The organism is Ramlibacter paludis (genome assembly GCF_022012305.1).
GTDB lineage: Bacteria > Pseudomonadota > Gammaproteobacteria > Burkholderiales > Burkholderiaceae_C > Ramlibacter > Ramlibacter paludis.
On record NZ_JAKLTM010000001.1, the window covers coordinates 1,263,726 to 1,290,045 of the forward strand.

At 68.1% G+C, this 26,320-nt stretch carries 30 protein-coding genes; 17 read left to right on the forward strand and 13 right to left on the reverse strand.

Going from position 1 to position 26,320, the window contains the following annotated elements:
- Positions 1 to 89 precede the first annotated feature (89 nt).
- From LZ009_RS06505 to LZ009_RS06525, 5 genes are all read left to right on the forward strand, one after another.
- Positions 90 to 1,355: a putative Na+/H+ antiporter gene (locus LZ009_RS06505; protein WP_275697053.1), complete on the forward strand. Its 1,266-nt coding sequence runs from the start codon at positions 90 to 92 to the stop codon at positions 1,353 to 1,355.
- A 44-nt stretch (positions 1,356 to 1,399) separates the two neighbouring features.
- Complete coding sequence (locus tag LZ009_RS06510; RefSeq protein ID WP_275697054.1) at positions 1,400 to 2,050, forward strand: RraA family protein; 651 nt, start codon at positions 1,400 to 1,402, stop codon at positions 2,048 to 2,050.
- Positions 2,051 to 2,148: 98 nt separating this feature from the next.
- A complete protein-coding gene (locus LZ009_RS06515) occupies positions 2,149 to 2,424 on the forward strand; it encodes a DUF2277 domain-containing protein (protein ID WP_275697055.1) in 276 nt (91 codons plus the stop codon).
- 30 nt (positions 2,425 to 2,454) lie between these two features.
- Positions 2,455 to 3,873 (forward strand): NADP-dependent phosphogluconate dehydrogenase, encoded by a 1,419-nt coding sequence (gndA, locus tag LZ009_RS06520; protein ID WP_275697056.1) that lies wholly within the window; start codon positions 2,455 to 2,457, stop codon positions 3,871 to 3,873.
- 3 nt (positions 3,874 to 3,876) lie between these two features.
- Positions 3,877 to 4,803 (forward strand): M14 family metallopeptidase, encoded by a 927-nt coding sequence (locus tag LZ009_RS06525; protein WP_275697057.1) that lies wholly within the window; start codon positions 3,877 to 3,879, stop codon positions 4,801 to 4,803.
- Positions 4,804 to 4,842: 39 nt separating this feature from the next.
- On the opposite strand, the gene LZ009_RS06530 is transcribed toward LZ009_RS06525, so the two are convergent.
- On the reverse strand, positions 4,843 to 5,478 hold the full coding sequence (locus LZ009_RS06530; protein WP_275697058.1) for an alpha/beta hydrolase family protein: 636 nt from the start codon (positions 5,476 to 5,478) through the stop codon (positions 4,843 to 4,845).
- Positions 5,479 to 5,586: 108 nt separating this feature from the next.
- On the opposite strand from LZ009_RS06530, the gene LZ009_RS06535 reads away from it, so the two are divergent.
- Positions 5,587 to 6,993 (forward strand): FAD-binding oxidoreductase, encoded by a 1,407-nt coding sequence (locus LZ009_RS06535; RefSeq protein ID WP_275697059.1) that lies wholly within the window; start codon positions 5,587 to 5,589, stop codon positions 6,991 to 6,993.
- On the opposite strand, the gene LZ009_RS06540 is transcribed toward LZ009_RS06535, so the two are convergent.
- Positions 6,941 to 7,894: a LysR substrate-binding domain-containing protein gene (locus LZ009_RS06540; protein ID WP_346730726.1), complete on the reverse strand. Its 954-nt coding sequence runs from the start codon at positions 7,892 to 7,894 to the stop codon at positions 6,941 to 6,943. The two genes, LZ009_RS06535 and LZ009_RS06540, sit on opposite strands and share 53 nt — an antisense overlap.
- 159 nt (positions 7,895 to 8,053) lie before the next feature.
- Between LZ009_RS06540 and LZ009_RS06545 the strand changes: the two genes are divergently transcribed.
- Both LZ009_RS06545 and LZ009_RS06550 read left to right on the forward strand, forming a co-directional pair.
- Complete coding sequence (locus LZ009_RS06545) at positions 8,054 to 9,625, forward strand: tannase/feruloyl esterase family alpha/beta hydrolase (RefSeq protein ID WP_275697060.1); 1,572 nt, start codon at positions 8,054 to 8,056, stop codon at positions 9,623 to 9,625.
- Positions 9,626 to 9,709: 84 nt separating this feature from the next.
- A complete protein-coding gene (locus LZ009_RS06550; protein ID WP_275697061.1) occupies positions 9,710 to 10,477 on the forward strand; it encodes a fumarylacetoacetate hydrolase family protein in 768 nt (255 codons plus the stop codon).
- Positions 10,478 to 10,480: 3 nt separating this feature from the next.
- On the opposite strand, the gene LZ009_RS06555 is transcribed toward LZ009_RS06550, so the two are convergent.
- Positions 10,481 to 10,669: a hypothetical protein gene (locus tag LZ009_RS06555; RefSeq protein ID WP_275697062.1), complete on the reverse strand. Its 189-nt coding sequence runs from the start codon at positions 10,667 to 10,669 to the stop codon at positions 10,481 to 10,483.
- A 70-nt stretch (positions 10,670 to 10,739) separates the two neighbouring features.
- A complete protein-coding gene (locus LZ009_RS06560) occupies positions 10,740 to 11,570 on the reverse strand; it encodes a nucleotidyltransferase (protein ID WP_275697063.1) in 831 nt (276 codons plus the stop codon).
- A 155-nt stretch (positions 11,571 to 11,725) separates the two neighbouring features.
- Between LZ009_RS06560 and LZ009_RS06565 the strand changes: the two genes are divergently transcribed.
- Positions 11,726 to 12,481 (forward strand): metallophosphoesterase family protein, encoded by a 756-nt coding sequence (locus tag LZ009_RS06565; protein ID WP_275697064.1) that lies wholly within the window; start codon positions 11,726 to 11,728, stop codon positions 12,479 to 12,481.
- Between the two features lie 90 nt (positions 12,482 to 12,571).
- Positions 12,572 to 12,805: a hypothetical protein gene (locus tag LZ009_RS06570; protein ID WP_275697065.1), complete on the forward strand. Its 234-nt coding sequence runs from the start codon at positions 12,572 to 12,574 to the stop codon at positions 12,803 to 12,805.
- Between the two features lie 12 nt (positions 12,806 to 12,817).
- Here LZ009_RS06570 and LZ009_RS06575 read toward each other — a convergent pair whose 3' ends face one another.
- The gene (locus tag LZ009_RS06575; RefSeq protein WP_275697066.1) at positions 12,818 to 13,042 is read right to left on the reverse strand and encodes a hypothetical protein; all 225 of its coding nucleotides are present in this window, start codon (positions 13,040 to 13,042) and stop codon (positions 12,818 to 12,820) included.
- A 95-nt stretch (positions 13,043 to 13,137) separates the two neighbouring features.
- On the opposite strand from LZ009_RS06575, the gene LZ009_RS06580 reads away from it, so the two are divergent.
- Positions 13,138 to 13,350 carry a DUF3820 family protein gene (locus LZ009_RS06580; RefSeq protein WP_275697067.1) on the forward strand — a complete coding sequence of 71 codons (213 nt, stop codon included), beginning with the start codon at positions 13,138 to 13,140 and terminating at the stop codon, positions 13,348 to 13,350.
- Positions 13,351 to 13,362: 12 nt separating this feature from the next.
- A complete protein-coding gene (locus LZ009_RS06585; protein WP_275697068.1) occupies positions 13,363 to 13,569 on the forward strand; it encodes a DUF6494 family protein in 207 nt (68 codons plus the stop codon).
- Between the two features lie 18 nt (positions 13,570 to 13,587).
- On the opposite strand, the gene LZ009_RS06590 is transcribed toward LZ009_RS06585, so the two are convergent.
- The 3 genes from LZ009_RS06590 to LZ009_RS06600 are packed head-to-tail and all read right to left on the reverse strand — an operon-like array spanning position 13,588 to position 16,300.
- Entirely contained in the window at positions 13,588 to 14,571 is a 984-nt protein-coding gene (locus LZ009_RS06590; RefSeq protein WP_275697069.1) for a S1C family serine protease, read from the reverse strand.
- Positions 14,572 to 14,618: 47 nt separating this feature from the next.
- On the reverse strand, positions 14,619 to 15,857 hold the full coding sequence (locus LZ009_RS06595; RefSeq protein ID WP_275697070.1) for an MFS transporter: 1,239 nt from the start codon (positions 15,855 to 15,857) through the stop codon (positions 14,619 to 14,621).
- Complete coding sequence (locus LZ009_RS06600; RefSeq protein WP_275697071.1) at positions 15,854 to 16,300, reverse strand: MarR family winged helix-turn-helix transcriptional regulator; 447 nt, start codon at positions 16,298 to 16,300, stop codon at positions 15,854 to 15,856. Before LZ009_RS06600 ends, LZ009_RS06595 begins: the two co-directional genes overlap by 4 nt.
- Positions 16,301 to 16,432: 132 nt before the next feature.
- Between LZ009_RS06600 and LZ009_RS06605 the strand changes: the two genes are divergently transcribed.
- Complete coding sequence (locus tag LZ009_RS06605; protein WP_275697072.1) at positions 16,433 to 17,401, forward strand: Bug family tripartite tricarboxylate transporter substrate binding protein; 969 nt, start codon at positions 16,433 to 16,435, stop codon at positions 17,399 to 17,401.
- Positions 17,402 to 17,434: 33 nt separating this feature from the next.
- Positions 17,435 to 17,974 carry a GNAT family N-acetyltransferase gene (locus LZ009_RS06610; protein ID WP_275697073.1) on the forward strand — a complete coding sequence of 180 codons (540 nt, stop codon included), beginning with the start codon at positions 17,435 to 17,437 and terminating at the stop codon, positions 17,972 to 17,974.
- Positions 17,975 to 18,088: 114 nt separating this feature from the next.
- Here LZ009_RS06610 and LZ009_RS06615 read toward each other — a convergent pair whose 3' ends face one another.
- The 5 genes from LZ009_RS06615 to LZ009_RS06635 form a co-directional block, all read right to left on the reverse strand.
- Positions 18,089 to 18,958, reverse strand: a complete 870-nt coding sequence (locus LZ009_RS06615) for a hypothetical protein (protein ID WP_275697074.1) — start codon at positions 18,956 to 18,958, stop codon at positions 18,089 to 18,091.
- Between the two features lie 110 nt (positions 18,959 to 19,068).
- Positions 19,069 to 20,598, reverse strand: coding sequence for a tripartite tricarboxylate transporter permease (locus tag LZ009_RS06620; protein ID WP_275697075.1), 1,530 nt, complete (start codon positions 20,596 to 20,598; stop codon positions 19,069 to 19,071).
- Between the two features lies 1 nt (position 20,599).
- Positions 20,600 to 21,025 (reverse strand): tripartite tricarboxylate transporter TctB family protein, encoded by a 426-nt coding sequence (locus LZ009_RS06625; RefSeq protein ID WP_275697076.1) that lies wholly within the window; start codon positions 21,023 to 21,025, stop codon positions 20,600 to 20,602.
- Positions 21,026 to 21,127: 102 nt separating this feature from the next.
- On the reverse strand, positions 21,128 to 22,549 hold the full coding sequence (locus LZ009_RS06630) for a sensor histidine kinase (protein ID WP_275697077.1): 1,422 nt from the start codon (positions 22,547 to 22,549) through the stop codon (positions 21,128 to 21,130).
- Positions 22,546 to 23,235: a response regulator transcription factor gene (locus tag LZ009_RS06635; RefSeq protein WP_275697078.1), complete on the reverse strand. Its 690-nt coding sequence runs from the start codon at positions 23,233 to 23,235 to the stop codon at positions 22,546 to 22,548. Before LZ009_RS06635 ends, LZ009_RS06630 begins: the two co-directional genes overlap by 4 nt.
- Before the next feature lie 954 nt (positions 23,236 to 24,189).
- On the opposite strand from LZ009_RS06635, the gene LZ009_RS06640 reads away from it, so the two are divergent.
- From LZ009_RS06640 to LZ009_RS06650, 3 genes are all read left to right on the forward strand, one after another.
- Positions 24,190 to 24,492, forward strand: coding sequence for a hypothetical protein (locus LZ009_RS06640; protein WP_275697079.1), 303 nt, complete (start codon positions 24,190 to 24,192; stop codon positions 24,490 to 24,492).
- A gap of 178 nt (positions 24,493 to 24,670) precedes the next feature.
- A complete protein-coding gene (locus tag LZ009_RS06645; protein WP_275697080.1) occupies positions 24,671 to 25,021 on the forward strand; it encodes a hypothetical protein in 351 nt (116 codons plus the stop codon).
- Positions 25,022 to 25,225: 204 nt separating this feature from the next.
- Positions 25,226 to 26,074: a hypothetical protein gene (locus LZ009_RS06650; RefSeq protein ID WP_275697081.1), complete on the forward strand. Its 849-nt coding sequence runs from the start codon at positions 25,226 to 25,228 to the stop codon at positions 26,072 to 26,074.
- Positions 26,075 to 26,320 lie beyond the last annotated feature (246 nt).

Below are 26,320 nucleotides of genomic sequence, written 5' to 3' on the forward strand. Positions count from 1 at the left end.
CGGCTAGACTCCGGGCCTTGGGTGTCCGGCGCAGTGGGTGGCGGGCAGGTTCAGCGCAGGTCGGGCCGCCGCGCGCAACACCCACGCCCATGCCCTTCCTGCCCCATCCCCCCGCCGCCCCCGAAATCGTGGCGGCCGTGCTGTTCGTGCTGGCGCTGCTGCACGTGCTGTTCGCCAAGCGCCTCGAACAGCTGTCGCGCCGCTTTCCTCGCCATGCCGGCGCCTTCCACCTGCTGGGCGAAGTCGAAGTGGTCTTCGGCTTCTGGGCCTGCGTGCTGGTCGCCGCGCTGGCCCTGATGCAGGGCCCCGCCAATGCGCTCGCCTATGCGGAATCGCGCAGCTACGCCGAGCCTGTGTTCGTGTTCGTCGTCATGGTGATCGCCGCCTCGCGTCCGGTGATGGCCGCGGTGCGCTGGGCCGTCGCCGGCCTGTCGCGCGCGATGCCGCTGCCGCGCCCGCTGGCGCGCACCTGGCTGGGCCTGGCCGTCGTGCCGCTGGCGGGATCGCTGGTCACCGAGCCGGCCGCCATGACGCTGGCCGCGCTGCTGCTCGCGCCGCTGGTGTTCCGCGCCGAGGTGCCCGAGCCGCCCAAGTACTTCGCGCTGGGCGTGCTGCTGGTGAACGTGTCGATCGGGGGCACGCTCACGGCCTATGCGGCGCCGCCGGTGCTGATGGTGGCCCGCACCTGGAACTGGGACACGGCCTTCATGCTGCAGACCTTCGGCTGGAGGGCTGCGCTGGCGGTGCTGGTGAATGCCACGGCCGCGACCTGGCTGCTGCGCAAGCACGTCGCCGCCGAAGCCGTGGCCGATCCGTCCCCGCGGGTTCCGGTCGGCGTGATGGCCGTGCACTGCGCCTTCCTCGCCGGCGTGGTGCTGGTGGCGCACCATCCGATCGCCTGCGTCGGCCTGTTCCTGCTGTTCCTCGGCTTCACCAGTGCCTACGAGCGGCACCAGTCGCCGCTGCTGCTGCGCGAGGCGCTGCTGGTCGCCTTCTTCCTGTCGGGCCTGGTGTTGCTGGGCGGCATGCAGCACTGGTGGCTGCAGCCGCTGGTGGAATCGCTGTCGCCGCTGGCGTTGTTCTTCGGCTCCATCGCCCTGACCGCGGTGACGGACAACGCGGCGCTCACCTACCTGGGCTCGCTGATCGAAGGCTTGTCGGCCGAAGCGCGCTACAGCCTGGTGGCGGGCGCGGTGGCGGGCGGCGGGCTGACGGTGATCGCGAATGCGCCGAATCCGGCCGGGCTGGCGCTGCTGAAGAACGGGTTTGCCGACGAATCGATCGGCGCGGGCGAATTGCTGCTGGGGGCGCTGGCGCCTACGGTGGTGGCGGCGGCGGCCTTCCTGCTACTCTAGGCATGATGGGGTCGCTGGCGCGAACCCACCCAACGGGAGGACTCATGCAAGACGAGATCAGCCGACGGCTGTCCCAGTGCTACACCGGCGTCGTGCACGACGTCATGCGCGCGATGGGCCTGCGCGACTTCACCTTCCCGCCCGAGCTGCGGCCGCTGTTTCCCGAGCGGCGGCTCGCCGGGCCGGCCTTCACCATCGACGGCAAGGTCGACCCGCGTGCCGACGCGCACGAGACGCTGCTGGCCTGGACCGGCCTGCTGTCCAAGGCGAAGGCGGGCCACATCTGGGTGTCGCAGCCCAACGACCGCGTGGTCGCGCACATGGGAGAACTCTCGGCCGAGACGCTGAAGAACAAGGGCGTGCTGGGCTGCGTGGCCGACGGCTTCGTGCGCGACGTCGACTTCCTGATCGAGATGGGCTTCCAGACCTGGTCGCGCGGCTTCACGCCGCGCGACATCGTCGGCTACTGGCTGCCGCGCGCGATCGAGGTCGACATCCGCATCGGCGACGTGGTCGTGGCGCCGGGTGACTACCTGGTGGGCGACCGCGACGGCCTGCTGCGCGTGCCGAAGGCGATCGTCGAGGACGTGATCGAGAAGGCCGAGGCCGCGATCACCACCGAGAACAAGGTCCGCACGGCGATCCTGGCGGGAACCGATCCGCAGGAGGCGTATCTGAAGTTCGGGAAGTTCTAGCTTGTCATCCCGGACTTGATCCGGGATCCATCTCCTGGAGCCAGCCAGGCGCCGGGCGATGGATTGCGGGTCAAGCCCGCAATGACATCCAAATCATCATGTGCCGCAACATCAAGACCCTCTTCAACTTCGAGCCGCCCGCCACCGAGCTGGAAATCCGGGATGCGTCGCTGCAGTTCGTGCGCAAGCTGAGCGGCTTCAACGTGCCGTCGAGGGCCAACGAGGAAGCCTTCGACCGAGCCGTTCAGGAAATCGCCGCCTCGGCGCGTACCTTGATCGCGTCGCTCGTGACCACCGCCGAACCGAAGAACCGCGAGGTGGAAGCGGAGAAAGCCCGGGAGCGCTCGCAGGTCAGATTCGGCGTGCGTGGCTGAAAGGGCGCGGGTCTGGGAAAATCCCGGCCCATGGACAACCCGCAAGACCTCGACATCGGCATCGTCGGCCTCGGTGTCATGGGCGAAAACCTCGCCCTCAACCTCGCCGGCAAGGGCTTCGCCGTCGGCGGCTTCGACCTCGAGGCGCACAAGCGTGAAAGTTTCACGGCGCGCACCGTCGGCAAGCCGGCCCGCGCCGCCCGCTCGCTGGCCGAACTGGTCGCCGGCCTGCGCGCGCCGCGCAAGCTGCTGCTGATGGTGCCGGCCGGCGCCGCGGTCGATGCGGTCATTGCCGACCTGCGGCCGCTGCTGGCCGCGGGCGACGTGGTCATCGACGGCGGCAACACCCGCTTCACCGACACCCAGCGCCGCATCACCGAACTGGCGGATACCGGCATCCTGTACGTGGGCGCCGGCGTCAGCGGCGGCGAAGAGGGCGCGCTGCGCGGCCCGGCCATCATGCCCGGCGGCGATGCGAAGGCCTGGCCCTTGATCCAGCCCATGCTGCAGGCGATCGCCGCGCGCGCCGACGACGGCAAGCCGTGTTGCGACTGGGTGGGTCCGGGCGCCTCGGGCCACTACGTGAAGATGGTCCACAACGGCATCGAGTACGCCGACATGCAGACCATCTGCGAGGCCTACTGGCTGATGAACCAACTGCTGGGCATGCCGGCGGCCGAGATGGCCGACGTGTTCTCGCAGTGGAACGAGGGCGAGCTCTCCAGCTACCTGGTCGGCATCACCGCCGACATCCTGCGCTACACCGACACCCGCAGCGGCGAGCCCCTGGTGGATCGCATCCTGGACACGGCCGAACAGAAGGGCACCGGCAAGTGGGCCAGCCAGGCCGCGCTGGACCTCGGCGTGACCGCGCCGACCATCGCCGATGCGGTGTTCGCCCGCACGGTGAGCGCGGTGAAGGACGAGCGCGTCGCGGCCTCTACGGTGCTCGCGGGCGCCGAGACGAAGGTGTTCAAGGGCGACCGCACCGCCTTCGTCGAGAAGATCCGGCGCGCGCTGCTGGCCGCCAAGGTCTGCGCCTATGCCCAGGGCTTCCAGCTGCTGCGCGCGGCCGACCGCGAGTACCAGTGGGACCTGCCTTTCGACACCATCGCTTCGCTCTGGCGCGCCGGCTGCATCATCCGCGCGCGCCTGCTGGAAGACATCCGCAAGGCCTGGGGCCGCCAGCCGGATCTGGCCAACCTGCTGGTCGACGAGCACTTCGCCCGCCTGATGGCCGAATGCCAGGAAGACCTGCGCGAGGTGGTCGCCACCGCCGCGATGCATGGCGTGGCGGTGCCAGCCTTCATGAGTGCGCTGGCCTATTACGATGCCTACCGCTCGCCGCGGCTGCCGGCCAACCTGCTGCAGGCGCAACGGGACTACTTCGGAGCGCATACTTACCAGCGCATCGACTGCGCCGGAAAATTTCATACGAAGTGGAACTGAAGCATGGGTGAACGCCGCGATTTCGAAGTCCTGCCGCGCGACCTGTCGGCCTATCGGGCCGGCAACACCGGCGTTCCCTATGTGCACCGCTTCGCCTCCGGCAAGCCCGGGCCGCATGTATTGATCAACGCGCTGACGCACGGCAACGAGTTCTGCGGCATGACCGCGGCGACGCACCTGCTGGACACCGGCGTGCGGCCGCTGATCGGCACCCTGACCGTGAGCTTCGCCAATGTTGCGGCCTACGAGTCGTTCGACACCGAGAGGCCCTTCGACAGCCGCCAGCTGGTGCACAACCTCAACCGCATCTGGTCGCCGGCCTGGCTGGACGGCAGCGAGGACAGCTCCGAACTGCGCCGCGCGCGCGAGCTGCGGCCGGTGGTGGCCGCGGCCGACCACATCCTCGACCTGCATTCGACCTCGCAGGACGTGGTGCCCTTCTGGGTGTACCCGGCTTTCGCGCGCAATGCGGAGTGCGCGCTCGCAATCGGCCGGCCTTCGGTGCACCTGGTGATGCCCAGCGGCCTGGGCTCGGGCACGCCGGTGATCCAGCACGGGCGCCATGGCGAGGAGTCTTCCGGCGCCGGCGTCGCGCTCGTGGCCGAATGCGGCCAGCACTTCAAGCAGGCGACGTCGGACCTGGCGGTGGAAGTGACGCTGGATTTCCTGGCGCACTTCGGCCTGGTCGCCCCGCGTCCCAAGGTGCAGGCCCCGCAGCGGCGCTACCTGCTGCTGGAGACCCGCGTGATCCAGACCCCGGAGTTCCGCTTCGCGCGGCCGGTGGTCGGCTTCGAGACCTTCCGGGCCGGCGAGCTGATCGCGACCGACGGCCCGACGGAGATCCGTGCGCCGGAGGATTGCACCATCCTCATGCCGGCGCGCGCGCCGATCGTGGGGCGCGAGGCGGTCTACATCGCGCGGGCTTTGTAGATCGCTTGTCATCCCGGGCTCGACCCGGGATCCAGCGCGTCAAGCCCGCAATGACAGGGGTTTCATCCACGCCGCCATCGCGTCGAGGATTTCCTCGAGCACTTCCGCGTTCTTCCGCCCCGACCGCACCAGCACGTGAAAGGCATGGTCGGCGTGCTCCACGACGTGCAAGGTCGCTCGCTTCCCCAGCGGTTCGATCACCTCGCGCAGCAACTCCAGGTCCGCCAGTTCGTCCCGCGTGCCCTGCAGGAACAGCATCGGCACCTGCACCTTGTCCAGGTGCTTCGCCCGCTCGGTCCCCGGCTTCCCCGCCGGATGCAGCGGGAAGCCGACGAACACCAGCCCCTTCACGCCATTCAGCGGCTGCGCCGCCTGCGCCTGCGAAGTCATGCGCCCGCCGAAGGACTTGCCGCCGGCAAAGAGCGGCAGTCCGGGCCACAGGCGCGCTGCCTCTTCCACCGCCGCGCGCACCGCGGCCTGCGCCACGGCCGGCGTATCCGGCCGCTTCGAGCCTTGCTCCATGTACGGAAAGTTGAAGCGCAGGCACGCGATGCCGCGTTCGGCCAGGCCGGCCGCCACGGCTTCCATGAACGCGTGTTCCATGCCGGCGCCGGCGCCGTGGGCGAAGACGTAGCCGGCCTGGGCGTCGGCCGGGGCGTTGACGAGGGTCTGCATGGCCGGATCATCGCCTGCCATCTGTTTTGCAGCTAGCCCCATCGCGCAATGGGCACTTCCCGCGCCGGCGCCCGGCGCCTAGACTGCGCGCCTGACAAGGAGACCGCGATGGGCAAGGGACTGCCGGAAGAACTGGCGCAACAGCTGGCCGCGCGCTTCGGCGAGCGCTTCAGCACCAGCCAGGCCGTGCGCCTGCAGCACGGCACCGACGAATCGGCCTACGAACCTTGCCCGCCCGACGCGGTCGTCTTCGCGCAATCGACCGAGGAAGTGGCCGAAGTCGTGCGCCTGTGTGCGGCGCAGCGCGTGCCCGTGATCCCCTTCGGCGTCGGCTCCTCGGTGGAAGGCCACCTGCTGGCGGTGGAGGGCGGCGTATCGATCGATCTCTCGCGCATGAACCGCGTGCTGGCCGTGCGCACCGAGGACCTCACCGCCACCGTGCAGGCCGGCGTCACGCGCGAGGACCTCAATCGCGAACTCGCGCACAGCGGCTTCTTCTTCTCGGTGGATCCGGGCGCGAATGCTTCCATCGGCGGCATGGTCGCGACCTCCGCCTCCGGCACCAACACCGTCCGCTACGGCACCATGCGCGACAACATCCTGTCGCTGACGGTGGTCACCGCCGAAGGCGAGGTGCTGCGCACCGCCCGCCGCGCGCGCAAGTCCTCGGCCGGCTATTGCCTCACGCAGCTGTTCTGCGGCTCCGAGGGCACGCTGGGCATCATCACCGAGGTGACGGTCAAGCTGCATCCGCAACCGGAAGCCGTGGCCGCCGCCGTGGTGAACTTCGCCGACGTGAAAGGCGCGGTCGACTGCGTGATCCAGGCGATCCAGACCGGCGTGGCGCTGGCGCGCGCCGAGATGCTGGACGCGCTGACGATGCGCGCGATCAACGCGCACAGCAAGACCACGCTGCCCGAGGCGCCGACGCTGTTCCTGGAGTTCGGCGGCTCCGAGGCGCAGGTGCGCGAGCAGGGGGCGGCGCTGCAGGCGATCGCGCAGGATTGCGGCGGCGGCGAGTTCCAGTGGGCGCTGCGGCCCGAGGAACGCAGCCGCCTGTGGACGCCGCGCCACCACGCCTACTTCGCCGCTCTGCAGTTGCGGCCCGGCAGCCGCTCCTTCACCACCGATGCCTGCGTGCCGATCTCGCAGCTGGCCGCCTGCCTGGCCGAGACGGTGGACGACATCGCCACCAGCGGCCTCGTCGCCCCCGTGTTCGGCCACGTCGGCGACGGCAACTTCCACTGCCTGCTGCTGGTCGATCCGCGCAATGCCGAAGAAGTGAGGATCGCCGAGGAGCTCAGCGAGCGCCTGATGCGGCGCGCGCTGCGCTACGACGGCACTTGCACCGGCGAGCATGGCGTCGGCCTGCACAAGATCCCCTACCTGGAAGAAGAGCACGGCGCCACCGCGGTGGAAGTGATGCGGCGCATCAAGCGGGCGCTGGACCCGCACAACATCCTCAACCCGGGGAAGGTGGTGCGGCTGGCAGGAAGCGAAGCCCGCGCCGCATAACCGGCCGGGTCGCCTGCTGCACGCAACGCAGCAGTTCCTCCATCACGCACTGCGGCGCGCGCAGCCGCAGCGTGGGCGACAGCATGCAGATGTGCGCCACGCGCGTGATCGCCGGCCGCGTGATCTCCACGGCGACCAGTTCGCCGCGCTGGACCTCCGCCTCCACGCTCATCCAGGCAAGGATGGTCGGGCCAACGCCCGCGGCGGCCGCCTGCTTCAGGATGGTGAGCGAATCGATCGTCGCCACCACGTTCGCCGGCCCGAGCCCCGCTTCCTCAAAGGCGCGGTCCACGCGCGTGCGCACGCCCTGGCCCTTGGACGGCAGCACGAAGCCGAGTCCCGCGAGTTCCTGCACCGGCACGACCTTGCGGCGGGCGAAGGGCGAATCCCTGGCCACGATGAGGAACAGGCGCTCTTCCAGCAGCGGCACCGTGTGCAGGCCTTCGAGGTTGCCGTCGTCGAAGGCGATGCCCAGGGTCAGGCGGCCGTTCTTCACCCATTCGAGGATGGTGCCGCTCAGCTCCTCCAGCACCTGCAGCTGGATCGCCGGGTAGCTCGCGCGCACGGCGTTGAAGAAGGGCAGGCCCAGGCAAGGCACCAGCGACAGCGGCAGGCCGAAGGCGACGTGGCCGGCCGGCCCCACCGACACGGCCTCCACCGCGGCCTTGGCGTCGGCGGCGTGCTGCAGGATCAGTTGCGCGTGCTGGTAGAGGCTTTGCCCGGCTTCGGTGGCCTGCACGCCGCGCGTGGTCCGGTGCAGCAGCACGGCCTTCATCTCCGCTTCGAGCGAGGCGACGTGCTGGCTGAGCGCCGATTGCGCGATGTGCAGTTCGCCGGCGGCGCGCGAGAAGCTGCCGAGGTCGACGATGCGCACGAAGTAGCGGAGCTGGCGGATCTCGATGGTGGCTCTCCTGGGGCGCCTATTCTGTCATTGCGGGTCAAGCCCGGGATGACAGGTCTTTATCTGGTTTGCCGATGGCGCCATCTGCAATCGGTGTTTCGCGGCGCGCGGCAATCCGGGAGCATCTGCATCCGGACCCCGCAAACCAAAGGAGACATCATGAACCTGCGCATCCTTCCCGCCGCGGCCATCGCGGTGACGCTGTCCGCCTGCGGCGGCGGCGACAGCGGCCCGCTGCTGCCGCCGCCCGCGCTGCAAGCCGGCATTTGCACGAACCTCGCCGGCCAGTCGCTGGGCGGCGGGGCCGCGGCGGTGACCGATGCCAAGATCGTCGCCGCCACCGGCAACCAGCCCGAGTACTGCGTGGTCACCGCCAAGTTCAACGACTCGGCGCTGAAGTTCGAGACGCGCATGCCCACCAGCGCCTGGAACAGCAAGCTCGCCTTCCTGGGCGGCGGCGGCTTCGACGGCTCCATTCCCGTCGCCACCGCGCTGCAGTTCAGCGAATCGGTGATCACCGACCGTTACGCCACCGTCGGCACCAACGGCGGCCACGACGCGCCGGCGTCGCTGCTGGACATGTTCAAGGCCGAATTCGCGTACGACCCCGTGCAGCTGGCCGACTTCACCTACCAGTCGGAGCATCGCTCGCTGCCGCTGGGCAAGGAGGTGATCAAGGCCTACTACGGCGCGGCGCCGGTCAAGAGCTACTTCGAAGGCTGCTCCATGGGCGGCCACGACGCGATGATGCAGTCGCAGCGCTATCCGCAGGACTTCGACGGCATCGTGGCGCGCGCGCCCGCCGGCAACATCATGGGCCTGTTCATGCAGTTCAACCGCATCTCCAAGCGGGTGCGCACGCCGGCCAACACGCTCAACCCCGCCAAGCAGACGCTGCTGGCGAACGCGGTGCTGGCGCAGTGCGACGGGCTCGACGGCCTGGTGGACGGCATCATCGGCAAGCCGGCGGCCTGCAACTTCGACGCCACGGTGCTGCGCTGCACGGGCGGCGCCGACACCGGCGACAGCTGCCTGTCGGACGCGCAGATCGCCACCGTCAACACCATCACCACGCCGATCGCGACGAGCGACGGAGCCTTCGCGCACACCGGCTACTTCTTCGGCGGCGAGAACAATGCCAAGGGCTGGGCCGAATACATGTGGCCGCTGGCGGCCTTCGGCGGCAACTCGCTGCAGGGCCTGTTCTCCGACGGCTTCGTGCGCAGCTTCATCGCACGCTCGCCGGGCTACGACCCGCTCGGCTGGAACCCGGACCAGTGGCTGCCGGAGATGAACCTGGTGGGCGCCATGTACAACGCGAACAACCCGGACCTGTCGGCCCTGCGCGCCCGCGGCGCCAAGATGATCATGTGGAACGGCACCACCGACAGCTCGGTCAGCCCGAAGGACAACTCGCGCTACTACGAGAGCGTCGTGGCGAAGATGGGCCAGGCCAACACCGACCAGGTGCTGGAGTTCTTCCAGGCGCCGGGCGTGGGGCACTGCTACGGCGGCGCGGGCCCGGACAAGGTGGACCTGCTGAAGGCGATGGCGACCTGGGTGGAGCAGGGCACGGCGCCGTCGGCGCAGGGCCTCGTGCATTCCAAGGTCGATGCCACCAGTGGCGCGACGACCATGACGCGGCCGGTCTGCAAGTACCCGGCGTATCCGCGCTACAAGGGCACGGGGGACGTGAATTCGGCGGCGAGCTTCAGCTGCTCGACATCGTGAGCCGGGGTCCCATTCACGCAAGGTGATGGTTTCCATCAAAACCTTTCACTGTCGCTGACCCCGCCCGCCGCCTAGAGTGTCCCCATGCAAAACCTCTGGCTGCGATTCCGCGAAGGCACCCACACCCGCTTCGGCACGCTGGAAGGCGAGCGGGTGCGGGTGTGGCACGGCGATGTCTTCGACTATCCCCAACGCGGCGACCGCACCATCGCGCTGAAGGACGTGGAGCTGCTCACGCCCGTGCAGCCGACCAAGGTGATCGCGCTCTGGAACAACTTCAAGGCGCTGGGCGAGAAGCTCGCGCTGCCGGTGCCGGCGGAGCCGCTGTACCTGGTGAAGACACCCAACTCGTATCTCGCGCCGGGCGGCACGATCCGCCACCCGGGCGGGCCGGGCAAGGTGGTGTTCGAAGGCGAGCTGGGCATCGTCATCGGCCGCAGCTGCAAGCAGGTTGCGGAGCGCGACGCGCTGGCCCACGTGCTCGGCTACACCTGCGCCAACGACGTGACCGTGGCCGACATCCTGCACCGCGACGCCTCCTTCGCGCAGTGGGTGCGCGCCAAGGGCTTCGACACCTTCTGCCCCTTCGGTCCGGTGGTCGCGACGGGGCTGGAGCCGGAGAAGCTGCGCGTGCGCACGCTGCTCGACGGCGAGGTGCGGCAGGACTATCCGGTGAGCGACATGCGCTTCAGCGTCGCGCAGCTGGTGAGCCTGATCTCGCAGGACATGACGCTGCTGCCGGGCGACATCATCCTGTGCGGGACGTCGGTGGGGGTGGGCTCGATGAAGCCGGGAAGCACGGTCGAGGTCGAGATCGCCGGCATCGGCAAGCTCGTCAATCGCTTCGCGTGAGCCTCAGAAGAGGAACTGCGAATTCTCCGGCGTGCGCGTGAGCTCGCCGTAGGCCTCCTTGGCGCGGCGGATGCGCTCGAGGTCGTTCAGCAGGGTTTCCAGCGCCGACTGCGCCCCGACGCCGCTGCGGCCGCGCGGCACCCGGTATTCGGGCGGGCGGACTTCCGGATCGAGATAGCGAATCGGTTCCATGGCGCTGCGAAACAGCCGGAATGGTAGCGATCCCTGCGGCCTCCTGTCTAGGGCTGGAGGCGTAAAGTGCTCATTGCTGTTGCCGGGCGGGGATGGCGCCCGTCCAATGGTCCACATCCTCGGGGGTCATCGTGCTCGCGTGCGTGAGGCGTCCGTCCACGTAGCCCAACCGTTCGACGTCGTGCAGGTACTGCTCGCGCGACAGCAGCGTGCCCGCGCACAGGTGTGGATCGGCCGGCGGCGGCTGGCGCGTCTCGGCGGCCAGGCGCGACACCAGTTTTTCCATCACCCAATGCGGCACCCGGTGCCGCTCGCCCGGATACACGTAGCCGAAGAGCGTCAGGTGCGCGAGCAACACGCGCCAGTGCGGGCCGAAGCGGTCCACCAGCCCGTGCCAGTCGATCTGCTCGGCATTGGCCTGCAGCAGGTGGGCGATGTCGGCGCCGTCGTAGCGCTCGCGCTCCATGATGAAGGCCTTGGACAGCAGCCCGTCCTCGATGTTGGCGATGCTCACCGGCACGCCCAGCACCTGGGCACGCGCGTTGTTGCGGAACCAGGCGTCGCTCACCGGCGTGAGGCCGTTGCCCGAGTTGAAGATCAGGTCGATGAAGTCCTCTCCCGCATACACCTTGGCAAGCCAGTGCGGGTAGGTCATCTCGGTGCGCCAGCCCTGTCCCTGCATCAGTTCGGCGACGCGGTCGTAGTCCTCGCGCTTGATGAACAGGTCCAGGTCCTTGGTGCTGCGCCGGATGCCGGTGAAGCAGGCATGGGCGAAGGCGCCGCCGACCAGGAAGGGCACGCCGGCGTCGGCCAGCGTGCGCAGTGCCTGGCGGTAGAAGGCGGCCGTGCCGGGTTCGACTTCCTCCTCGAGGGACGGGGCCAGGGCGACTGCTGCGGACATGGGTTGGTCTCGTTCTCGTGTGGGGTTTTGCACAGACTAACCGCCGTGCAGCGCGTCGACCCGGGGCGAGGAGCCTCACGCAGAGTCAGCCCCGGCCTACAGCCTGTCCGTGGCGAGCCGGGCAGCATGGCGGGGTTTCCTTCAACGACCGCCCCATGCCCAAGTCCGCCAGCACCGTGCGATTCGCCGCAGTCGGCGACATCCACGTCACCAAGGAATCCGCAGGCACCCTGCGCTCCTTCTTCGCCAGCGCCTCCGAAGCCGCCGACGTGCTGCTCCTGTGCGGCGACCTCACCGACTACGGCACCGCGGAGGAAGCGCAGGTGCTCGTCGACGAACTCGCCGCCGTCAAGATCCCGATCGTCGCGGTGCTGGGCAACCACGACTACGAGTCCGGCACGCCGGAAGTGGTGGCCGAAGCGCTCAAGCACATCGGCGTGCGCGTGCTCGATGGCGAGGCCTGCGAGATCGAAGGCGTGGGCATCGCCGGCGCCAAGGGGTTTGCCGGCGGCTTCGGCCGCGGCTCGCTCGGCGCCTGGGGCGAGCCGGCGATCAAGCTGTTCGTGCAGGAGGCGCTGAACGAAGCCATGAAGCTCGAATCGGCGCTGGCCAAGCTGCGCACGCCGCGCCGCATCTGCCTGCTGCACTACTCGCCGATCGCCGGCACGGTGGCGGGCGAGCCGGTGGAGATCTTTCCCTTCCTGGGCAGCAGCCGCCTCGAGGAACCCTTGCTGCGCTATCCGGTCGATGCGGTCTTCCACGGGCACGCGCACCGGGGCACGCTGGAAAGCAAGACCGTCAATGGCGTGCCGGTCTACAACGTAGCCAGGCCGCTGCTGTTGCGGTCGCATCCGGACCAGCCGCCCTTCCGCCTGTTCGACCTGCCGCGCGAATCGACTGTCCCCGCCTGAGGCGATCTTCCGTAGCTGCGCGACGCCGGCGTCCTACGGTCCGGCCATGCGACGCATCGAAGAATGCGCTGCATCCACAGGGAGAACACCATGGCCGACGAAGCAGATCTCGCATTCGACAGCGAACAGCGCCACCTGTCGCAGGCCCTGGCCGCGCAACGGGCCCGCGCCCGCATGCAGCCCACCGGCATGTGCCTGCATTGCGGCACGGAAAACCTGGGCAACCAGCTGTTCTGCGATGCCGATTGCGCGGGGGATTGGGAATACGAAGACACGCTGCGGCGCCGCCTGGGCCTGCCGGGCGGACGCGGATCGCTGCACTAGGCGACTGGCCGGCTAGGTCCGGCGGGTCGAGGGCGAGAGCCCTTGCAGCATGCTGTCGACGGCCGTCATCGAGTCTTCCCACATGCGCCAGTCGGCCGGGGAATTGCCCTCGTTGACCACTTCGGGCAGCGCGCGCGAGTCGCCGAAGCCCGAAGCCGGGACGGCACGCTGCGGCTGCGCGGCCTGCTCGGGCGCCTGGGAAGGCGCGCCCGAGCGGCGCTTGAACCAGGGGAACATGGTGATCCTCCTCGCTTGCGACCCACTCTAGGCCCAGCCCGGCCGTAGCGCAAGGGCTGGAAGCGCGGGTTTTGCGTGAAAGGCACAATTCCGTGATGTCCGAACCCCTGATCCGCCTGCTGGAGGTCGAAATGCCCTACGGCAAGCACAAGGGCACCCCCATCGCGGACCTGCCCGGCAACTACCTGAACTGGTTTGCCCGGGAAGGCTTTCCCCCCGGCGAAGTCGGGCGCCTGCTGGCGCTGATGCACGAAATCGACCATAACGGCCTCAAGCACCTGCTGGCGCCGCTGCGCAAGAACCGCTGAACGGAGGTCCCCATGGACGACGAAGTCTTCAACCTGAGCATCCGCAAGTTCCTGAAGGTGGTGGGCGTGAGCTCGCAGCGCGAGATCGAACAGGCCGTGGCCCAGGCCCTGCGCGCAGGCAGCATCCAAGGCGGCGAAACCTTGCCGGCGACGATGACGCTGGAGGTGGCGGGCTTGCAGCTGCAGGTGAAGTTCGACGGGGAGATCAAGCTCGCCTGAGGGCTGGTGGTGGTGGCGCTAATCCAGCGCCGCTTCCACCGGCCGCACCTGCAGGTATAGAGCCGCCGTCGCCCCCGGCCGCAGGACCTTCAGCACGCAATCGCGGGCGATCACCTCCGGATGCAGCGCCTGGTACAGCGCATCCACCGAGGCGATGTCCTGGCCGTCCATGCCGAGCAGCACATCACCCGCGCGCAGGCCGGCACGATCGGCGGGACTGCCGCCTTCCACGCTCTGCACCCGCACCGCCTGCTCCTGCTTGAGCCCGAGCGCCACCACGATGCGGCGGTCCAGCGCCATGGTGCTGCCGCCCACGCCCAGCCAACCGCGCCGCATGCGGCCATGCCGCAGCAGCTGCGGGATGACGACGCCGGCGATGTCGATGGCCACCGCGAAACAGATGGACTGCGCCTGCGGAATGATCGCCGTGTTGACGCCGACCACCTCGCCGCGCGAGTTGAGCAGCGGTCCGCCCGAGTTGCCTGGATTCAGGGCGGCGTCGGTCTGGATCACGTCGGGAATCATTCGGCCGCTGGACGCCCGCATGCTGCGCCCGAGCGCGCTCACGATGCCCGCGGTGACGGTGTGGTCGAAGCCCAGGGGATTGCCGATGGCGATGGCGATCTCGCCGCGGCGCAGGTCCGCGGAGCGGCCCAGGGGCGCGGGCGTCAGCGCGCCTTGCGACAGGCCGTCCACCTGCAGCACGGCCAGGTCGGTGTGCGGATCGTCGCCGACCCAGCGCGCCGAGAAATTGCGGCCGTCGCTGAAGGACGCATGGAAGTGCGCCGACGCCGCCGGCCGCGCCTTGCCGCCGGCGCGCACCACGTGCGAGTTGGTCAGCAGGTAGCCGTCGGGCGTGAACAGGAAGCCGCTGCCGCTGCCGGCCGGCTTGCCGTGCCGGTCCAGCGGCGCGACGGAGGCGACGCTGGGGCCGACGCGGTCGGCCACCTGGGCCACCGCCTGTGAATAGGCATCGAGGAGATCGAAGTCGCGCGCACCCATGAGCCAGGAGATGGGAGCGCGCGGGCGCTTTGCAAGTGGTGGGGTCGCTAGCGCGAACCCACCCTGCGGAAGGCCGTGAACGACCAGCCGGCGAGCGTCACCCATCCGCCCAGCAGCGCCACGAACCCGGAGAGCGCGCCGAAGCCCAGCGACCAGCGCGGGCCCCAGGTGTCGGCAATGTGCCCGGCCAGCGGCGCGCCGATCATCGTGCCGCCCACGCCCACCGCCATCACGATCGCCATCACTCGGCCGCGCAAGGCGCCGTCGGTCCACATCTGCGCCGCGCCGTGGGCGGTGGTGGTGAAGGACTGCGTGGCCAGGCCGACGAAGTAGAGCGCGACCGCGAAGGCGTAGTAGCCGGGCATCAAGGCCGCGGCCAGCAGCGCGGTGCCGAAGGCCGCCGCCGCGAAGAGGATGAACTGCATGCGCGGCTGCTCGCGCCCCGCCGAGAGCAGCGCACCCGTTACCGAGCCCACCGCCATCGCCGACGTGAGCAGCCCGAACGCGCCGGCGCCCACGTGGAACACCGACACCGACATCGAGGAAATGTAGATCGGGAAGTTGATACCGAAGGTGCCGATCACGAAGAACATCAGCAGCACCGCGCGCAGCTCGGGCCGTGCCCAGGCATAGCGAAGGCCGTCGGTGAGGCCCACCTTCTGCCGGCCCGGCCCGGTGTGGGTGCTGCGCGGATGGATCTCGTCCTTGCGCAGCAGGCCCATGGCGCAGAGCACCGCGCCGAAGGACAGCGCGTTCAGCAGGAACACCGGCCCGGTGCCGATCCGTCCGATCAGCAGGCCCGCCGCGGCCGGCCCGATCATGCGCGCCATGTTGAACGACGTGGAGTTGAGCGCGACGGCGTTGGCCAGGTGCGCATCGCCCACCAGCTGGCCGACGAAGGTCTGGCGCGCCGGCGCATCGAAGGCGCTGACGCAGCCGAGCATCAGCGCGAAGCCGTAGACGTGCCAGAGCTGCACGTGGCCGGTCACGGTGAGCAGGCCGAGGAACAGCGCGAGCAGGCCTTGCGTCGTCTGCGTGGCCAGCAGCAGCTTGCGGCGGTCGAAGTGGTCGGCCGCCCAGCCCGTGAACGGCAGCAGCACGAACTGCGGACCGAACTGCAGCGCCATCACGATGCCGACGGCGGTGGCGTCGTGCAGCGTGAGCTCGGTGAGCACGATCCAGTCCTGCGCCGTGCGCTGCATCCAGGTGCCGACGTTGGACACCAGTGCACCCGCCGCCCACACCCGGTAGTTGTAGCCCTCCAGCGACCGGAAGGTGCGCCTCATCCGGCCCGGCCCGCGGGTTGTGCGGCCACGCGGCGCAGCAGCACGATGGCGCGGGCGAGCTCCTGCTGTTCGCGCGGCGAGAGCTGGTCCTGCAGCGCGTGCAGCAGCCAGTCCTGCTTGGCGGCGCGGCCGTCCTTCAGCCACTTGCGGCTGGCCGGCGTGATCGACAGCAGCGTCTGGCGGCCGTCTTCGGGGTCGGGCGCACCGGTGACCAGGCCGGCGGCAAGCAGCACGCCGACCGTCGCGCCCATCGACTGCGGCCGCACGCCGGCGGCGCGCGCCAGCGTCGTCGCGGTGGCGGGGCCTTCGAGGTCCAGCCGGCGCAACACATGCAGTTGCGAAGCGGTGAGGTCGCCGGTGTCGGCCTGCGCGCGCAGGCGGCGGCGCAGCTGGCCCAGCACTTCGTGCAGGTCGGCGGCAAGTGCGGTTGCGGTGTCGGTCATTGGGCGGGATAGGAAGCCTGACTGATAAGTTTAGCTGTTTATCTTGTGCCTGGCCGCGACCCTGACGAAATCCCCGTTGACGCCTTGCGCGCGCGGCCTGTAGCCTGACCCGATTCCCATAGGAGACTTGCGATGCGTCTGTTGCGTACTATCGTTTCCGGGGCGCTGCTGCTGTGCAGCGCGCTCGCCGTGAGCGCCGCCGAGCCCGAGTACCCGAGCAAGCCCATCAAGTGGGTGGTGGCCTATCCGCCCGGCGGCACCACCGACCTGCTGGCGCGGCTGATGGGGCAGAACCTGTCGCAGCGCCTGAACCAGCAGGTGGTCATCGAGAACAAGCCCGGCGGCGGCAACAACATCGGCACCGAGTTCGCCGCCAAGTCGCCGCCGGACGGCTACACCATCTTCCTGGTGAACCCGGCCAATGCGATCAATGCCACGCTCTATCCCAAGCTGAACTTCAACTTCCTGGAAGACATGGCGCCGGTCGCCGGCATCGTGCGCGTGCCCAACGTGATGACCGTGACCAAGAACTTCCCGGCCAAGACGGTCGCGGAGTTCATCGAGTACGGCAAGAAGAACCCGGACAAGATCAACATGGCCTCGTCCGGCGCCGGCACCTCGGTGCACCTGTCGGGCGAGCTGTTCAAGTCCATGGCCGGCATCAACATGAAGCACGTGCCGTACAAGGGCGCCGGCCCCGCCACCACCGACCTGATCGGCGGCCAGGTCGACGTGCTGTTCGACAACATGCCGTCGATCATCAGCCACATCCGCGCCGGCACCGTGCGCGCGCTGGGCGTGACCAGCGCGCAGCGTTCGCCCGCGCTGCCCGACGTGCCGGCGGTGGGCGACACGGTGCCCGGCTACGAAGCCAGCGCCTGGTTCGGCGTCGCCGTGCCCAAGGGCACGCCGCCGGCCGTGATCGCGCGCCTGAACAAGGAAGTGAATGCCGCCTTGGCCGACCCGGTGATGAAGGCCAAGCTGGCCGACCTGGGCGGCGTGCCCATCGCCGGCACGCCGGAGGACTTCTGGAAGCTGCATCGCATGGAAACCGAGAAGTGGGCGAAGGTGGTGAAGGCTTCCGGAGCGACGGCCGAATGAGCCCTCCCGTGGGGGCGGGATAATCCCGCTCCCATGCCCGTGATCGCCATCCGCCCCGTCGACAAGTTTCCCGAACCCGACTTCACCCGCCTGCAGCGCGAAGTGTTCCGCGACGTGCAGCAGGTCTCGGAGCCGCTGGCCGCCGTGCTTGAAGCCGAAGCAGCGGTGCGTCCCGCGGATCTCGAGGCGCCGTCCTTCTCACCCGCCATGCGCCGCCTGGGCGCCTACGACGGCGAGCAGCTGGTGGGCTGGAGCACGGGCTGGATGGAACGCGGCAACGTCTGGTACATGGCCAACAGCGGCGTGGTCGCGTCGCATCGGCGCCAGGGGATCTACTCGCGCTTGCTGGCCGAAGCCTGTGCGCTGGCGCGCGAGAGCGGCGCCGTGGTGGTCCGTTCGCAGCACTCGGTGATGAACAACGCGGTGCTGGCGGCCAAGCTGCGCAAGGGCTTCCACATCTCCGGGCTGTCGCACTCCGCGCAGATGGGGACGTTGGTGGAGCTGACCTTGCATCTGACGCCGGAGCGACTGGCGCTGTTCCGGGAGCGGGTGCTCCCGTACGTCGCGCCTTGAGGGGCGAGCCGCGGTTCGCCTGCGGGCTCACCACGGCCTACGGGAGTCGTGAGTCGGGAATCCCGGTTTCGTAGGCCGTGGTGAGCGGCGCCAGCCCGAACCGCGGCTGGCGCGTCACGCCTTCCCCGCCGCGCGAGCCTCGTCGGCCATGGCAACGCGTGTACCACTCTGTTCGGCGTGCCGGACGGCCTGCGCCGGATCCTTCTGCAGCTTGGTGAGCGACATCTCGTAGGTCTTCAGCCCCCAGTAAAGGGCGAAGAGCCAGATCTCGCCGGCCTCCAGCATGAAGAGCGCCACGGTTTCCTCGCCGCCCGCCAGGTAGACCTTCAGGCCGCCGGCGATACCGACGATGGGCATCATGAGCGCGATGAGGCGATAGAGCCAGAGGAAGGTCTTCTTGCCGAGGCGCGTGCCGGGCGGCAGGTAATCGAGCGACTTGCCGGCGCAGAACCAGGCGACGATGAAGAGCAGCACGAACAGGCCGATGGCCGCGATGTAGTGGTAGGGCGGGTCGGCCTGGCCCACATCCGCCCAGTTGCCGATCGCCGGACACAGCGCCTTGAGGTCTCGCACGCGCTGCGACGCCGGCTCGCCCATCTTGGGCAGCCGCTCAGGTACCAGAGCCACCGTCACCGCGCACAGTGCCGCCAGGTTCAGCAGCCAGTTCTCCAGGTCGGTGAGGCCCTTGTACGCGTAGAGCCCGGCGGCGATCGCGAACAGCATGCCGACCAGGAGGCTGCGCATGGGGAAGGCGGCGCAATCGTGCAGCGTCGCGGCTGCCCAGAAGTACGCGCTGAGCGAGGGTTGCCGCGCCAGGTCGTGCGCCCATGCGCCCCAGGCCCAGAGCACCAACGGAAAGGCGAAGGCGAGCAGCGCCAGCCCGAGGCGGATGGCCAGGTAGGTGGCCGAGAAATGCCGCCAGAGCGCCTGTTCGTCGGGCGGCGGTGGCGTGTTCAGGCCTTTCAGCCCCTTGGGTGTTTCCATGGTTCCCTCCCTCTGCTTCTGCGCGCAGACGCCGAAATGTAGCCGCAGGGAGGCGAACCGCCAAAAAAAAGCGGCCCTCGAAGGGCCGCCAAACAAGGAGTATCAAGCAATCATTCGGCCTGGTGCGCAAGCACGGGTTCCACCACCGGAACGAACTTTCCCTTGCGGCGCACCTGCAGGAAGAACGCCACCAGCTGCCACACGATGAACACCGCGATCAGGCCCAGCAGCGTGCCGCTGATCGGACGCGTCATGAAGGCGCCGAAGCTGCCGCGCGACAGCAGCATGGCGCGGCGGAAGTTCTCTTCCAGCATCGGGCCCAGGATGAAGCCGAGCATCAGCGGCGCCGCGTCCAGGTCCAGGCGCAGGAACATGTAGCCCATGAAGCCGAACAGCGCGGTGATGAACACGTCGTCCAGGTTGTTGTTGACGCTGTAGGTGCCGATGCAGCAGAAGAACAGGATCGACGGGAACAGCACGGCGTACGGGATCTTGAAGACCGACAGCCAGTAGCGCACCAGCGGCACGTTGAGCGTGATCAGGAAGCAGTTGCCCACCCACATGCTCGCCACCAGGCCCCAGAACAGGTCGGGGTGGCCGGCGATCATGTTGGGGCCGGGCTGGATGCCCTTGATGACGAAGGCCGCCATCATGAGCGCCATCACCGCGTTCTCCGGGATGCCGATGGACATCAGCGGGATGAAGCTGGTGCGGGCGGCCGCTTCGTCGGCGGCGGCCTGGCCGGCCACGCCTTCGATGCAGCCGGTGCCGATCTCGTGCTTGTACTTGCTGACCTTCTTGTCGATGGCATAGGCCGCGAACTGCGCGATGGTGGGGCCGCCGCCGGGCAGGATGCCCAGGAAGGAGCCGACCGCGCTGCCGCGCAAGGCGCTCGGGATGATCCGCTTGAACTCGGGCCAGGTGGGCATCAGCTTGATCGCGCCGTTGAAGGGCGAACGCTCTTCGCCGCTGTCGAGGTTCTTCGTGATCTCCGCGATGCCGAAGCAGCCCAGCGCGATGCTCACCAGCCCGACGCCGTCCGCGAGGAAAGGCAGGTCGAGCGTGAAGCGCTGCATGCCGCTGTTCACGTCGGTGCCGATCGAGCCGAGCAGCACGCCGATCATGCACATCGCCATGCCGTTGACCAGGCTGCCGGTGGTGACGAAGCTGACGCAGACGAAGCCCACCAGCATCAACGCGCAGTAGTCGGCCGGGCCGAACAGGAAGGCGACCTCGCCGAGCGTGGGCGCCAGCAGCGAGAGAACGACGATCGCCACCGTGCCGCCGATGAAGCTGGAGACGCCGGCCGTGAACAGGGCGAGCCCGGTCTTGCCCTTCAATGTCATCGCGTACCCGTCGATGCAGGCCACGATGCTGCTCGCATGCGGGATCTTCATCGTGATCGCGCTGACGCTGTCGCCGTACTGCGCGCCGTAGTAGATGCCGGCCAGCATGATGAGCGCGCCGCCCGTGGGGATGGAGTACGTGAGCGGCAGCAGGATGCTGATGGTGGCCAGGGGGCCCAGGCCGGGCAGCAGGCCGACGAGCGTGCCGACCGTGCAGCCGATGGCGCAGTACAGCAGGTTCTGCCAGGTGAGCGCGACGCCGAAGCCGAGCGCGAGGTTGTGGAGGACTTCCATGTCAGTACAGGGGCAGGTTGAAGCCGAGGAGTTTCTGGAAGGCCAGGGCCACGCAGACGAGGCCGGCGGAGATGTAGATGTTGCGCAGCACCGAGTACTTCGTCTTGCCGGCGAAGGAGGCGATGAACACCATCACGATGATCCCGAGGATCATGTTGAGGAAGTGCGAGACCAGCGCGAAGCCGCACAGCGCGCCCAGGATCAGCAGGATGTTCTTGGGGTTGAAGCCGAGCGGAACGTGGTCGACGAAACGCGAGCGGATGATGGTGACGATGGCGATCAGCCCCAGCAGGCCGGCGATCATCAGCGGGAAGAGGCCGGGGCCGGCGCGCGCGAAATCGCCGATCGGATAGCGCGCGGACGTCAGCCCGAAGGCCAGGGAAATTGCCAGCAGGAACAGTCCCCTGACAAGGTTGCGGTCGTTCATGAGGGTGGGGTGAGTGAGGATTCGGGCAGGCTTCGATGGTCCTGCCCGCTCACTGACCGGAAACTGACCTTCCCCGTGAGAGGAAGTACGTAGCGACCTGTATCAGGCGTCCCTTAGGGTGGGTTCGCGCAGCGACCCCACCACCGGAAACGCGATCTCGCACACCCACCCTTGGCCATCCGGCCCGCTGCGCAGCGCCATGCGCGCATTCATCAGCCGCGCGTACTGCGCCACCAGTGCGAGCCCGAGCCCCGCCCCTTGTCCGAGCAACTGCCCCGCCTCCCCCTGCGCGCCGCGCGCGGCCAGCGCGTGCTGCTGCTCGCGCGGCGCGCCCGGGCCGTTGTCCTGCACCGAGAGCAGGACGTGCTCCGTGGTCTGTTCGACGGCGACCGTCACCGCCAGCGGCCGCCCGGCGGAGACGCCATAGCGCAAGGCGTTGTCCACCAGGTTGTTCAGGATGCCTTCCAGCAGCGTGGGCTCGGCCGCCACCCACACCGGCGCGTCGATGCCGCGCGCACCGAGGTCGACGCCGGCCGCATCGGCGCGCGGCAGGAAGCGCAGCACGCATTCGCGCACCACGGCGTCGAGGGCGACCGGCTCCAGCAGCAAACGGCTTTCCGCTTCGGCGGCCAAGGCGAGCGCCAGTAGCCGATCGACCAGCGAAGTCGCCCGTGCTTCGCTGGCCGCGATCGCCGCCAGTTGTTCGCGCGCCACGTGCGGGTCCGCGTGGCCCAGGCCATAGCTCGCCAGCGCGCGGATGCCGGCCAGCGGCGTGCGCAGTTCGTGGGCGACGTTGCCGGCGAACTCCTTCTGCGCGCGGATGCTGCGGTCCAGCCGCTGCAGCAGCGCGTTGACGGTGGTGGCCAGCACCTGCAGGTCGCGCGTCGACGCTTCGTCGGGCACGGGGCCGAGATCGCCCGAGCCGCGATGCGCCAGCGCCTGCTGCAGCGTGGCCAGCGGTTGCAGGTCGCGCGCGATCGAGCGGCGCAGCCACGCGGCCAGCAGCACCAGCAGCAGCAGTTGCGGCAGCAGCGAATAGAGCATCAGCTGGCGCAGCGTGGCGTCGCGCGAGCTGGTGGTCTGCGCCACGGTCACGTCGAAGCGCGCGGGGTTCTGCTCGCGCAGCGTCACCGCGCGCAGCACCTTGCCGGCAAAGGCGATGTCGTCGAAGTGGAAAGCCTCGGACTTCTCGCCGGCGGGCGCGAGCAGGTCGGGTTGCCCGGCCAACACCGTGCCGTCGGGCGCGCGCACGCTGAAGAACATCGTCTCCGCCTGGTCGAACAGCACCGTGTTCACTTCGTGCGGCGACAGCTCCAGCCGCAGCTTGCCGTTTTCGATGCGCACGTGCGTGGCCAGCAGGTAGGCGTCGTCCAGCAGGGAGCGGTCGAAGGCGCGCTGGGCGAAGTACTGCGCCACCGCGAAGGACACCACCGTGCCGGCCACCCACGTCAGCGCCAGCGGCAGCAGCACCGTGCGCAGCAGCCGCTGGCGCAGGCTGGGCGGCGCCGGCACGGACTCGCTCAAGCCTCGGGCTCCACCAGGTAGCCGAGGCCGCGCAGCGTGCGGATCTGCGCGCCCGAGCCGGCGAGCTTCTTGCGCAGGCGCGAGATGAAGGCCTCGAGGGCGTTGTCCGGCAGCAGGTCGTCCAGGTCGGAGAGCTTGGCCGACAGCTCGCGCTTGCTGCAGACGCGGCCGGGCGGCGTCATCAGCTCCCACAGCACCTCGAACTCGCGCGCCGGCATTTCCATCAACTGGCCATTGAGCTGGAAGGTGCGCGCGGCGCGGTCCAGCGACAGCTGTCCGACGGCGACGCGGTCGTTGCCGCCGGCGGAGCGGCGCACCAGCGCGTGCAGGCGGGCTTCGACCTCGCCCAGGTCGAAGGGCTTGCCCAGGTAATCGTCGGCGCCGGCGTTGAGTCCGGCGATGCGTTCGTCGGTGCGGTTGCGCGCCGTGAGCACCAGCACCGGCGTGCGGTCGCCGCGGGCGCGGGCCGAGCGCAGCACCGTGAGCCCGCTGGCCAGGCCGGACTGCGGGCGCTTGTTCAGGGGCAGGTTGAGGTCGAGGATAACCACGTCGAATGCCTGCACCCGCCACAGGTGCTCGGCGTCTTCGACGGTGGCGGCTTCGTCGACACGGTGCCCGGATTCGCGCAGCTTGCGCAGGATGACGCCGCGCAGCACGGCGTCGTCTTCGACCAGGAGGATTCGCATGGGGGGGATGGTAGCGGGGCGGGTGAGGCCACCACCCTGCCAGCTGCTTTCGGCTGAAAAGAAGGGCTGGTTCAGTCGGGTGCGGAGTCGGGTGAGAGCGACGATGCGCGGAAAACACGGACCCTCCGTTCGGAGTGGCGCTTGCGGGAAAAGCTGCCAGATAATGCAAGAGTCATGCGCCCGAGTCACGCCAGATGACTGCGCCAGCAACGACTTACGGGGGGAATCTGCCAGATGGCTTCAGGTGTTATCCAGCGGTGTTATGGCGCGCGGGTGCGGTCTATATCAAGTTAGACATCGGGACCGAAGCAATGGGGTCGATCGACCAAGTGCTCCAACGGGCAATCAGCCCTTCTTCAGTTCGCGCTGACGGATATCTCACGCTCCCTCGCAGCTATGGCGTGTATGAAGTGCCGTCTGCTGCTTCCTCCAGCCGTCGTTTCCGCTTCGGCAATCATCCTGTGCGAATGAGGGAGCTCGAAAAGGAGTTTGGTTCGTGCAAATTGGTGCACCTCTTCAGCTCGCGAGAAGACGCCAAACTCGTGGCACTCGCCCTAGCGCGAGCAAGACGCTAACCCCGGATGCGCCACCCAATGTCTAACATGTCGTTCGACACGGACACGAACCAGCAGCGCGCCGCCATGCGCTCGTGTGATCGTGCACCTGGCGGCGCGCTGCCGGTTCGCGCCGGTCAACTCCGACGTTAGACCTCACATGCAGCACTCTCGCCTCTGCCGGCAGCTCTGCAGCATCGCGCTGCACTTGGCTGTGTTCGCGGTCGGCCCGTGTTGGGCGCAGCTAGCGCCAATGCCGCCATCGCCACTAAATAAGGCTCAAGGCTTTGAGGAACTGCGCTTCTTCGAGGGAACGTGGACGGCCTCAGACCGCCTGGCCGGGAACGGCTATGTGCAAACGTGTACTTGGCTGCCAGAGAGTCGTCGCCATATGGTTTGCATGGCCACCTTCGAGCGCTCTGGGCGCAAGCACCAGACCATGGACGTTTTTACGTTCGATTCAAGTAGACGAGAGTACGTGCTTCATCAGTTCGGCGATTCTGGTGGTTCAAGCGTTATGAGAGGGCAACGAGTCGGAGAACGTTGGCAGTTCGAGCAAGAGTCGATGCAAGGACAGATGAGGGTACGCCTGAGAGTCAGCTTTGAACCCGCTGAAGATGGGAGCATTAACCAGATGCGGGAGTCAGCAGCCAACGATGACCCGTTCGTTGCGTATTCCACTCGCCAACTTCGCCGCAAGTGACCTCCGATGCGTTTGAGGTCTAACATGGCAGTCGACACGGACACGTTGCGGCAAGGGGCCGCGCGGCGCCGTGGGAAATCGTGCACCGCGCGGCCCCTTGCCGCAACGTGCCGGTCACTTCTACGTTAGACCTCGGATCCAGGCCGTGCCCCATTCCATGCACCACGCGAAGCGCTGGTTGGACCTGATCCTTCAGCAGGACCTGCCGGAGCGAGAGATCTTCGCGGCGCATGTGGCGGCCGGCGCGATCACATCGCTTTGCACATGCGGCTGCCACGGTTTCGGATTCGAGGTGCCTGTGGCGGCGGAACTGAAGCCCCTCCAAAGGTCCTCCGGTCTGTTCTGCGAGGTGGCCTTTTCTTCGAACGAGGAGGAGGAAATTGATATCCTCATCTTCACTGACGAGCGCGGCTACTTCGCGGGCGCTGACGTCAGTTACGGCATGGCGAACGTCGGTCCCATGCCGGATTCAGCGGAACCGGTAAAACTTCTAGGAGTGTGGCCAGGTGGTAGCGCAACCGAGGTCTAACAGGCCGTTCGAAACGGACACGCACCGGCAGCGCGCCGCAAGGCGCGCGGGTGATCGTGCACCTTGCGGCGCGCTGCCGGTGCGTGCCGGTCAACTCAGTCGTTAGGCCTCACGGGAACCATCGTGCTTAACATTCGCACGGCTTCAATTCTCGCGGTCTGCTGTCTGCTCTCAGCGTGCGACCGCACGTCCGGAAGCGCTGCAATGGCCTTGCCGGTTCATCTGTTGGGCCAAGCCTGTGAACCCCCGTCCGATCGTGAACTGAAGATGTTCGACGCCGCAGCGCAGGCCATTGAGGTTGACGATGGTCCGATATCCAATTGGCTCACCATCGGTGCCCAGAGACTTGTGGGATATGGCCTGTTGCGCCAGCGTGCGCGGGACACCGTTCGAATTTGCCCGCCCGCGGCAGTTCTCGAACGAATTGGCGCGGCGCTGACGGCTCCGAAGGGGCTCGGGGCAGGCCAGCTCGTCGAGTATCAATACCAGCTCGCTGCGCAACTCCCGAACCCTAGCGATTTTGTGATCGGCCAAATCGGTAAGGCAGCATTCAACGACTCAACGCAGTTTTCTGAGACGTTCCGGGCGCAAGACATTCGGCCGCTGGCTCGCTCCACACTAGCGACATTTGGCGTGCGTGCCGCTCCGTTCCGAGAAATCGCGCTCCGGCAGATGTCGGGCGATACGCCGCTCGGCACCGGTGCGGCGCAAGTTGCGGCGGCGACACAAGCGCCAGAAGCTAGAGGGAAGGTTCTCGAGCTGTTTCGTGCAAAGCTCGCTAGCGTCCCGGCTTCTGCTGCCATTCCACTGGACCAACGAGACCGCCTCCTGGAGCTCGCTTGGGCAATCTACTTGAGTGGCGATCCAGACCATAGCGGCCGAGCCGCAATACACGAGCTCATGACTCGGAAGGTGGAGAGCCGAGCGCCCCCTTTTGGCGTCGTTGAAATCTCCCCAAAGCGGTTTTGCCTCGTGTTGGAGCGACTCGGGGGGCAAGCTGCTGTCGCTCGCCATCAATACTGCCTTGATCCGAAGGCCCCCTACGAGGGGTAAGGCGCGTGATGCCTAACAGGTCTACAAGGACTTCCCTTTAGTTCAACTTTCTTCCTCTTCATCAGCACGCGCCGAAGCAGCCACACAGAGCCAGACTGCAAATCTACAAACGGCCTTGTTGCACTTGAGTGCGGACCCAGATACCAACCGCTCGGCGGGACTCCATTCGATCGACGCGGACGCTGTGCCGCTGCCTGTTAGCCGAGTTCACCCGCCGCCGGTCTGACCTGTTTGGTGCATCTTCGC

Bases quoted from the DNA above. Each gene is read 5' to 3' on its own strand.
- LZ009_RS06505 (WP_275697053.1), top strand. From the start codon at position 90: ATGCCCTTCCTGCCCCATCCCCCCGCCGCCCCCGAAATCGTGGCGGCC.
- LZ009_RS06510 (WP_275697054.1), top strand. From the start codon at position 1,400: ATGCAAGACGAGATCAGCCGACGGCTGTCCCAGTGCTACACCGGCGTC.
- LZ009_RS06515 (WP_275697055.1), top strand. From the start codon at position 2,149: ATGTGCCGCAACATCAAGACCCTCTTCAACTTCGAGCCGCCCGCCACC.
- gndA (WP_275697056.1), top strand. From the start codon at position 2,455: ATGGACAACCCGCAAGACCTCGACATCGGCATCGTCGGCCTCGGTGTC.
- LZ009_RS06525 (WP_275697057.1), top strand. From the start codon at position 3,877: ATGGGTGAACGCCGCGATTTCGAAGTCCTGCCGCGCGACCTGTCGGCC.
- LZ009_RS06530 (WP_275697058.1), bottom strand. From the start codon at position 5,478: ATGCAGACCCTCGTCAACGCCCCGGCCGACGCCCAGGCCGGCTACGTC.
- LZ009_RS06535 (WP_275697059.1), top strand. From the start codon at position 5,587: ATGGGCAAGGGACTGCCGGAAGAACTGGCGCAACAGCTGGCCGCGCGC.
- LZ009_RS06545 (WP_275697060.1), top strand. From the start codon at position 8,054: ATGAACCTGCGCATCCTTCCCGCCGCGGCCATCGCGGTGACGCTGTCC.
- LZ009_RS06550 (WP_275697061.1), top strand. From the start codon at position 9,710: ATGCAAAACCTCTGGCTGCGATTCCGCGAAGGCACCCACACCCGCTTC.
- LZ009_RS06555 (WP_275697062.1), bottom strand. From the start codon at position 10,669: ATGGAACCGATTCGCTATCTCGATCCGGAAGTCCGCCCGCCCGAATAC.
- LZ009_RS06560 (WP_275697063.1), bottom strand. From the start codon at position 11,570: ATGTCCGCAGCAGTCGCCCTGGCCCCGTCCCTCGAGGAGGAAGTCGAA.
- LZ009_RS06565 (WP_275697064.1), top strand. From the start codon at position 11,726: ATGCCCAAGTCCGCCAGCACCGTGCGATTCGCCGCAGTCGGCGACATC.
- LZ009_RS06570 (WP_275697065.1), top strand. From the start codon at position 12,572: ATGGCCGACGAAGCAGATCTCGCATTCGACAGCGAACAGCGCCACCTG.
- LZ009_RS06575 (WP_275697066.1), bottom strand. From the start codon at position 13,042: ATGTTCCCCTGGTTCAAGCGCCGCTCGGGCGCGCCTTCCCAGGCGCCC.
- LZ009_RS06580 (WP_275697067.1), top strand. From the start codon at position 13,138: ATGTCCGAACCCCTGATCCGCCTGCTGGAGGTCGAAATGCCCTACGGC.
- LZ009_RS06585 (WP_275697068.1), top strand. From the start codon at position 13,363: ATGGACGACGAAGTCTTCAACCTGAGCATCCGCAAGTTCCTGAAGGTG.
- LZ009_RS06590 (WP_275697069.1), bottom strand. From the start codon at position 14,571: ATGGGTGCGCGCGACTTCGATCTCCTCGATGCCTATTCACAGGCGGTG.
- LZ009_RS06595 (WP_275697070.1), bottom strand. From the start codon at position 15,857: ATGAGGCGCACCTTCCGGTCGCTGGAGGGCTACAACTACCGGGTGTGG.
- LZ009_RS06600 (WP_275697071.1), bottom strand. From the start codon at position 16,300: ATGACCGACACCGCAACCGCACTTGCCGCCGACCTGCACGAAGTGCTG.
- LZ009_RS06605 (WP_275697072.1), top strand. From the start codon at position 16,433: ATGCGTCTGTTGCGTACTATCGTTTCCGGGGCGCTGCTGCTGTGCAGC.
- LZ009_RS06610 (WP_275697073.1), top strand. From the start codon at position 17,435: ATGCCCGTGATCGCCATCCGCCCCGTCGACAAGTTTCCCGAACCCGAC.
- LZ009_RS06615 (WP_275697074.1), bottom strand. From the start codon at position 18,958: ATGGAAACACCCAAGGGGCTGAAAGGCCTGAACACGCCACCGCCGCCC.
- LZ009_RS06620 (WP_275697075.1), bottom strand. From the start codon at position 20,598: ATGGAAGTCCTCCACAACCTCGCGCTCGGCTTCGGCGTCGCGCTCACC.
- LZ009_RS06625 (WP_275697076.1), bottom strand. From the start codon at position 21,025: ATGAACGACCGCAACCTTGTCAGGGGACTGTTCCTGCTGGCAATTTCC.
- LZ009_RS06635 (WP_275697078.1), bottom strand. From the start codon at position 23,235: ATGCGAATCCTCCTGGTCGAAGACGACGCCGTGCTGCGCGGCGTCATC.
- LZ009_RS06640 (WP_275697079.1), top strand. From the start codon at position 24,190: ATGGCCACCTTCGAGCGCTCTGGGCGCAAGCACCAGACCATGGACGTT.
- LZ009_RS06650 (WP_275697081.1), top strand. From the start codon at position 25,226: ATGGCCTTGCCGGTTCATCTGTTGGGCCAAGCCTGTGAACCCCCGTCC.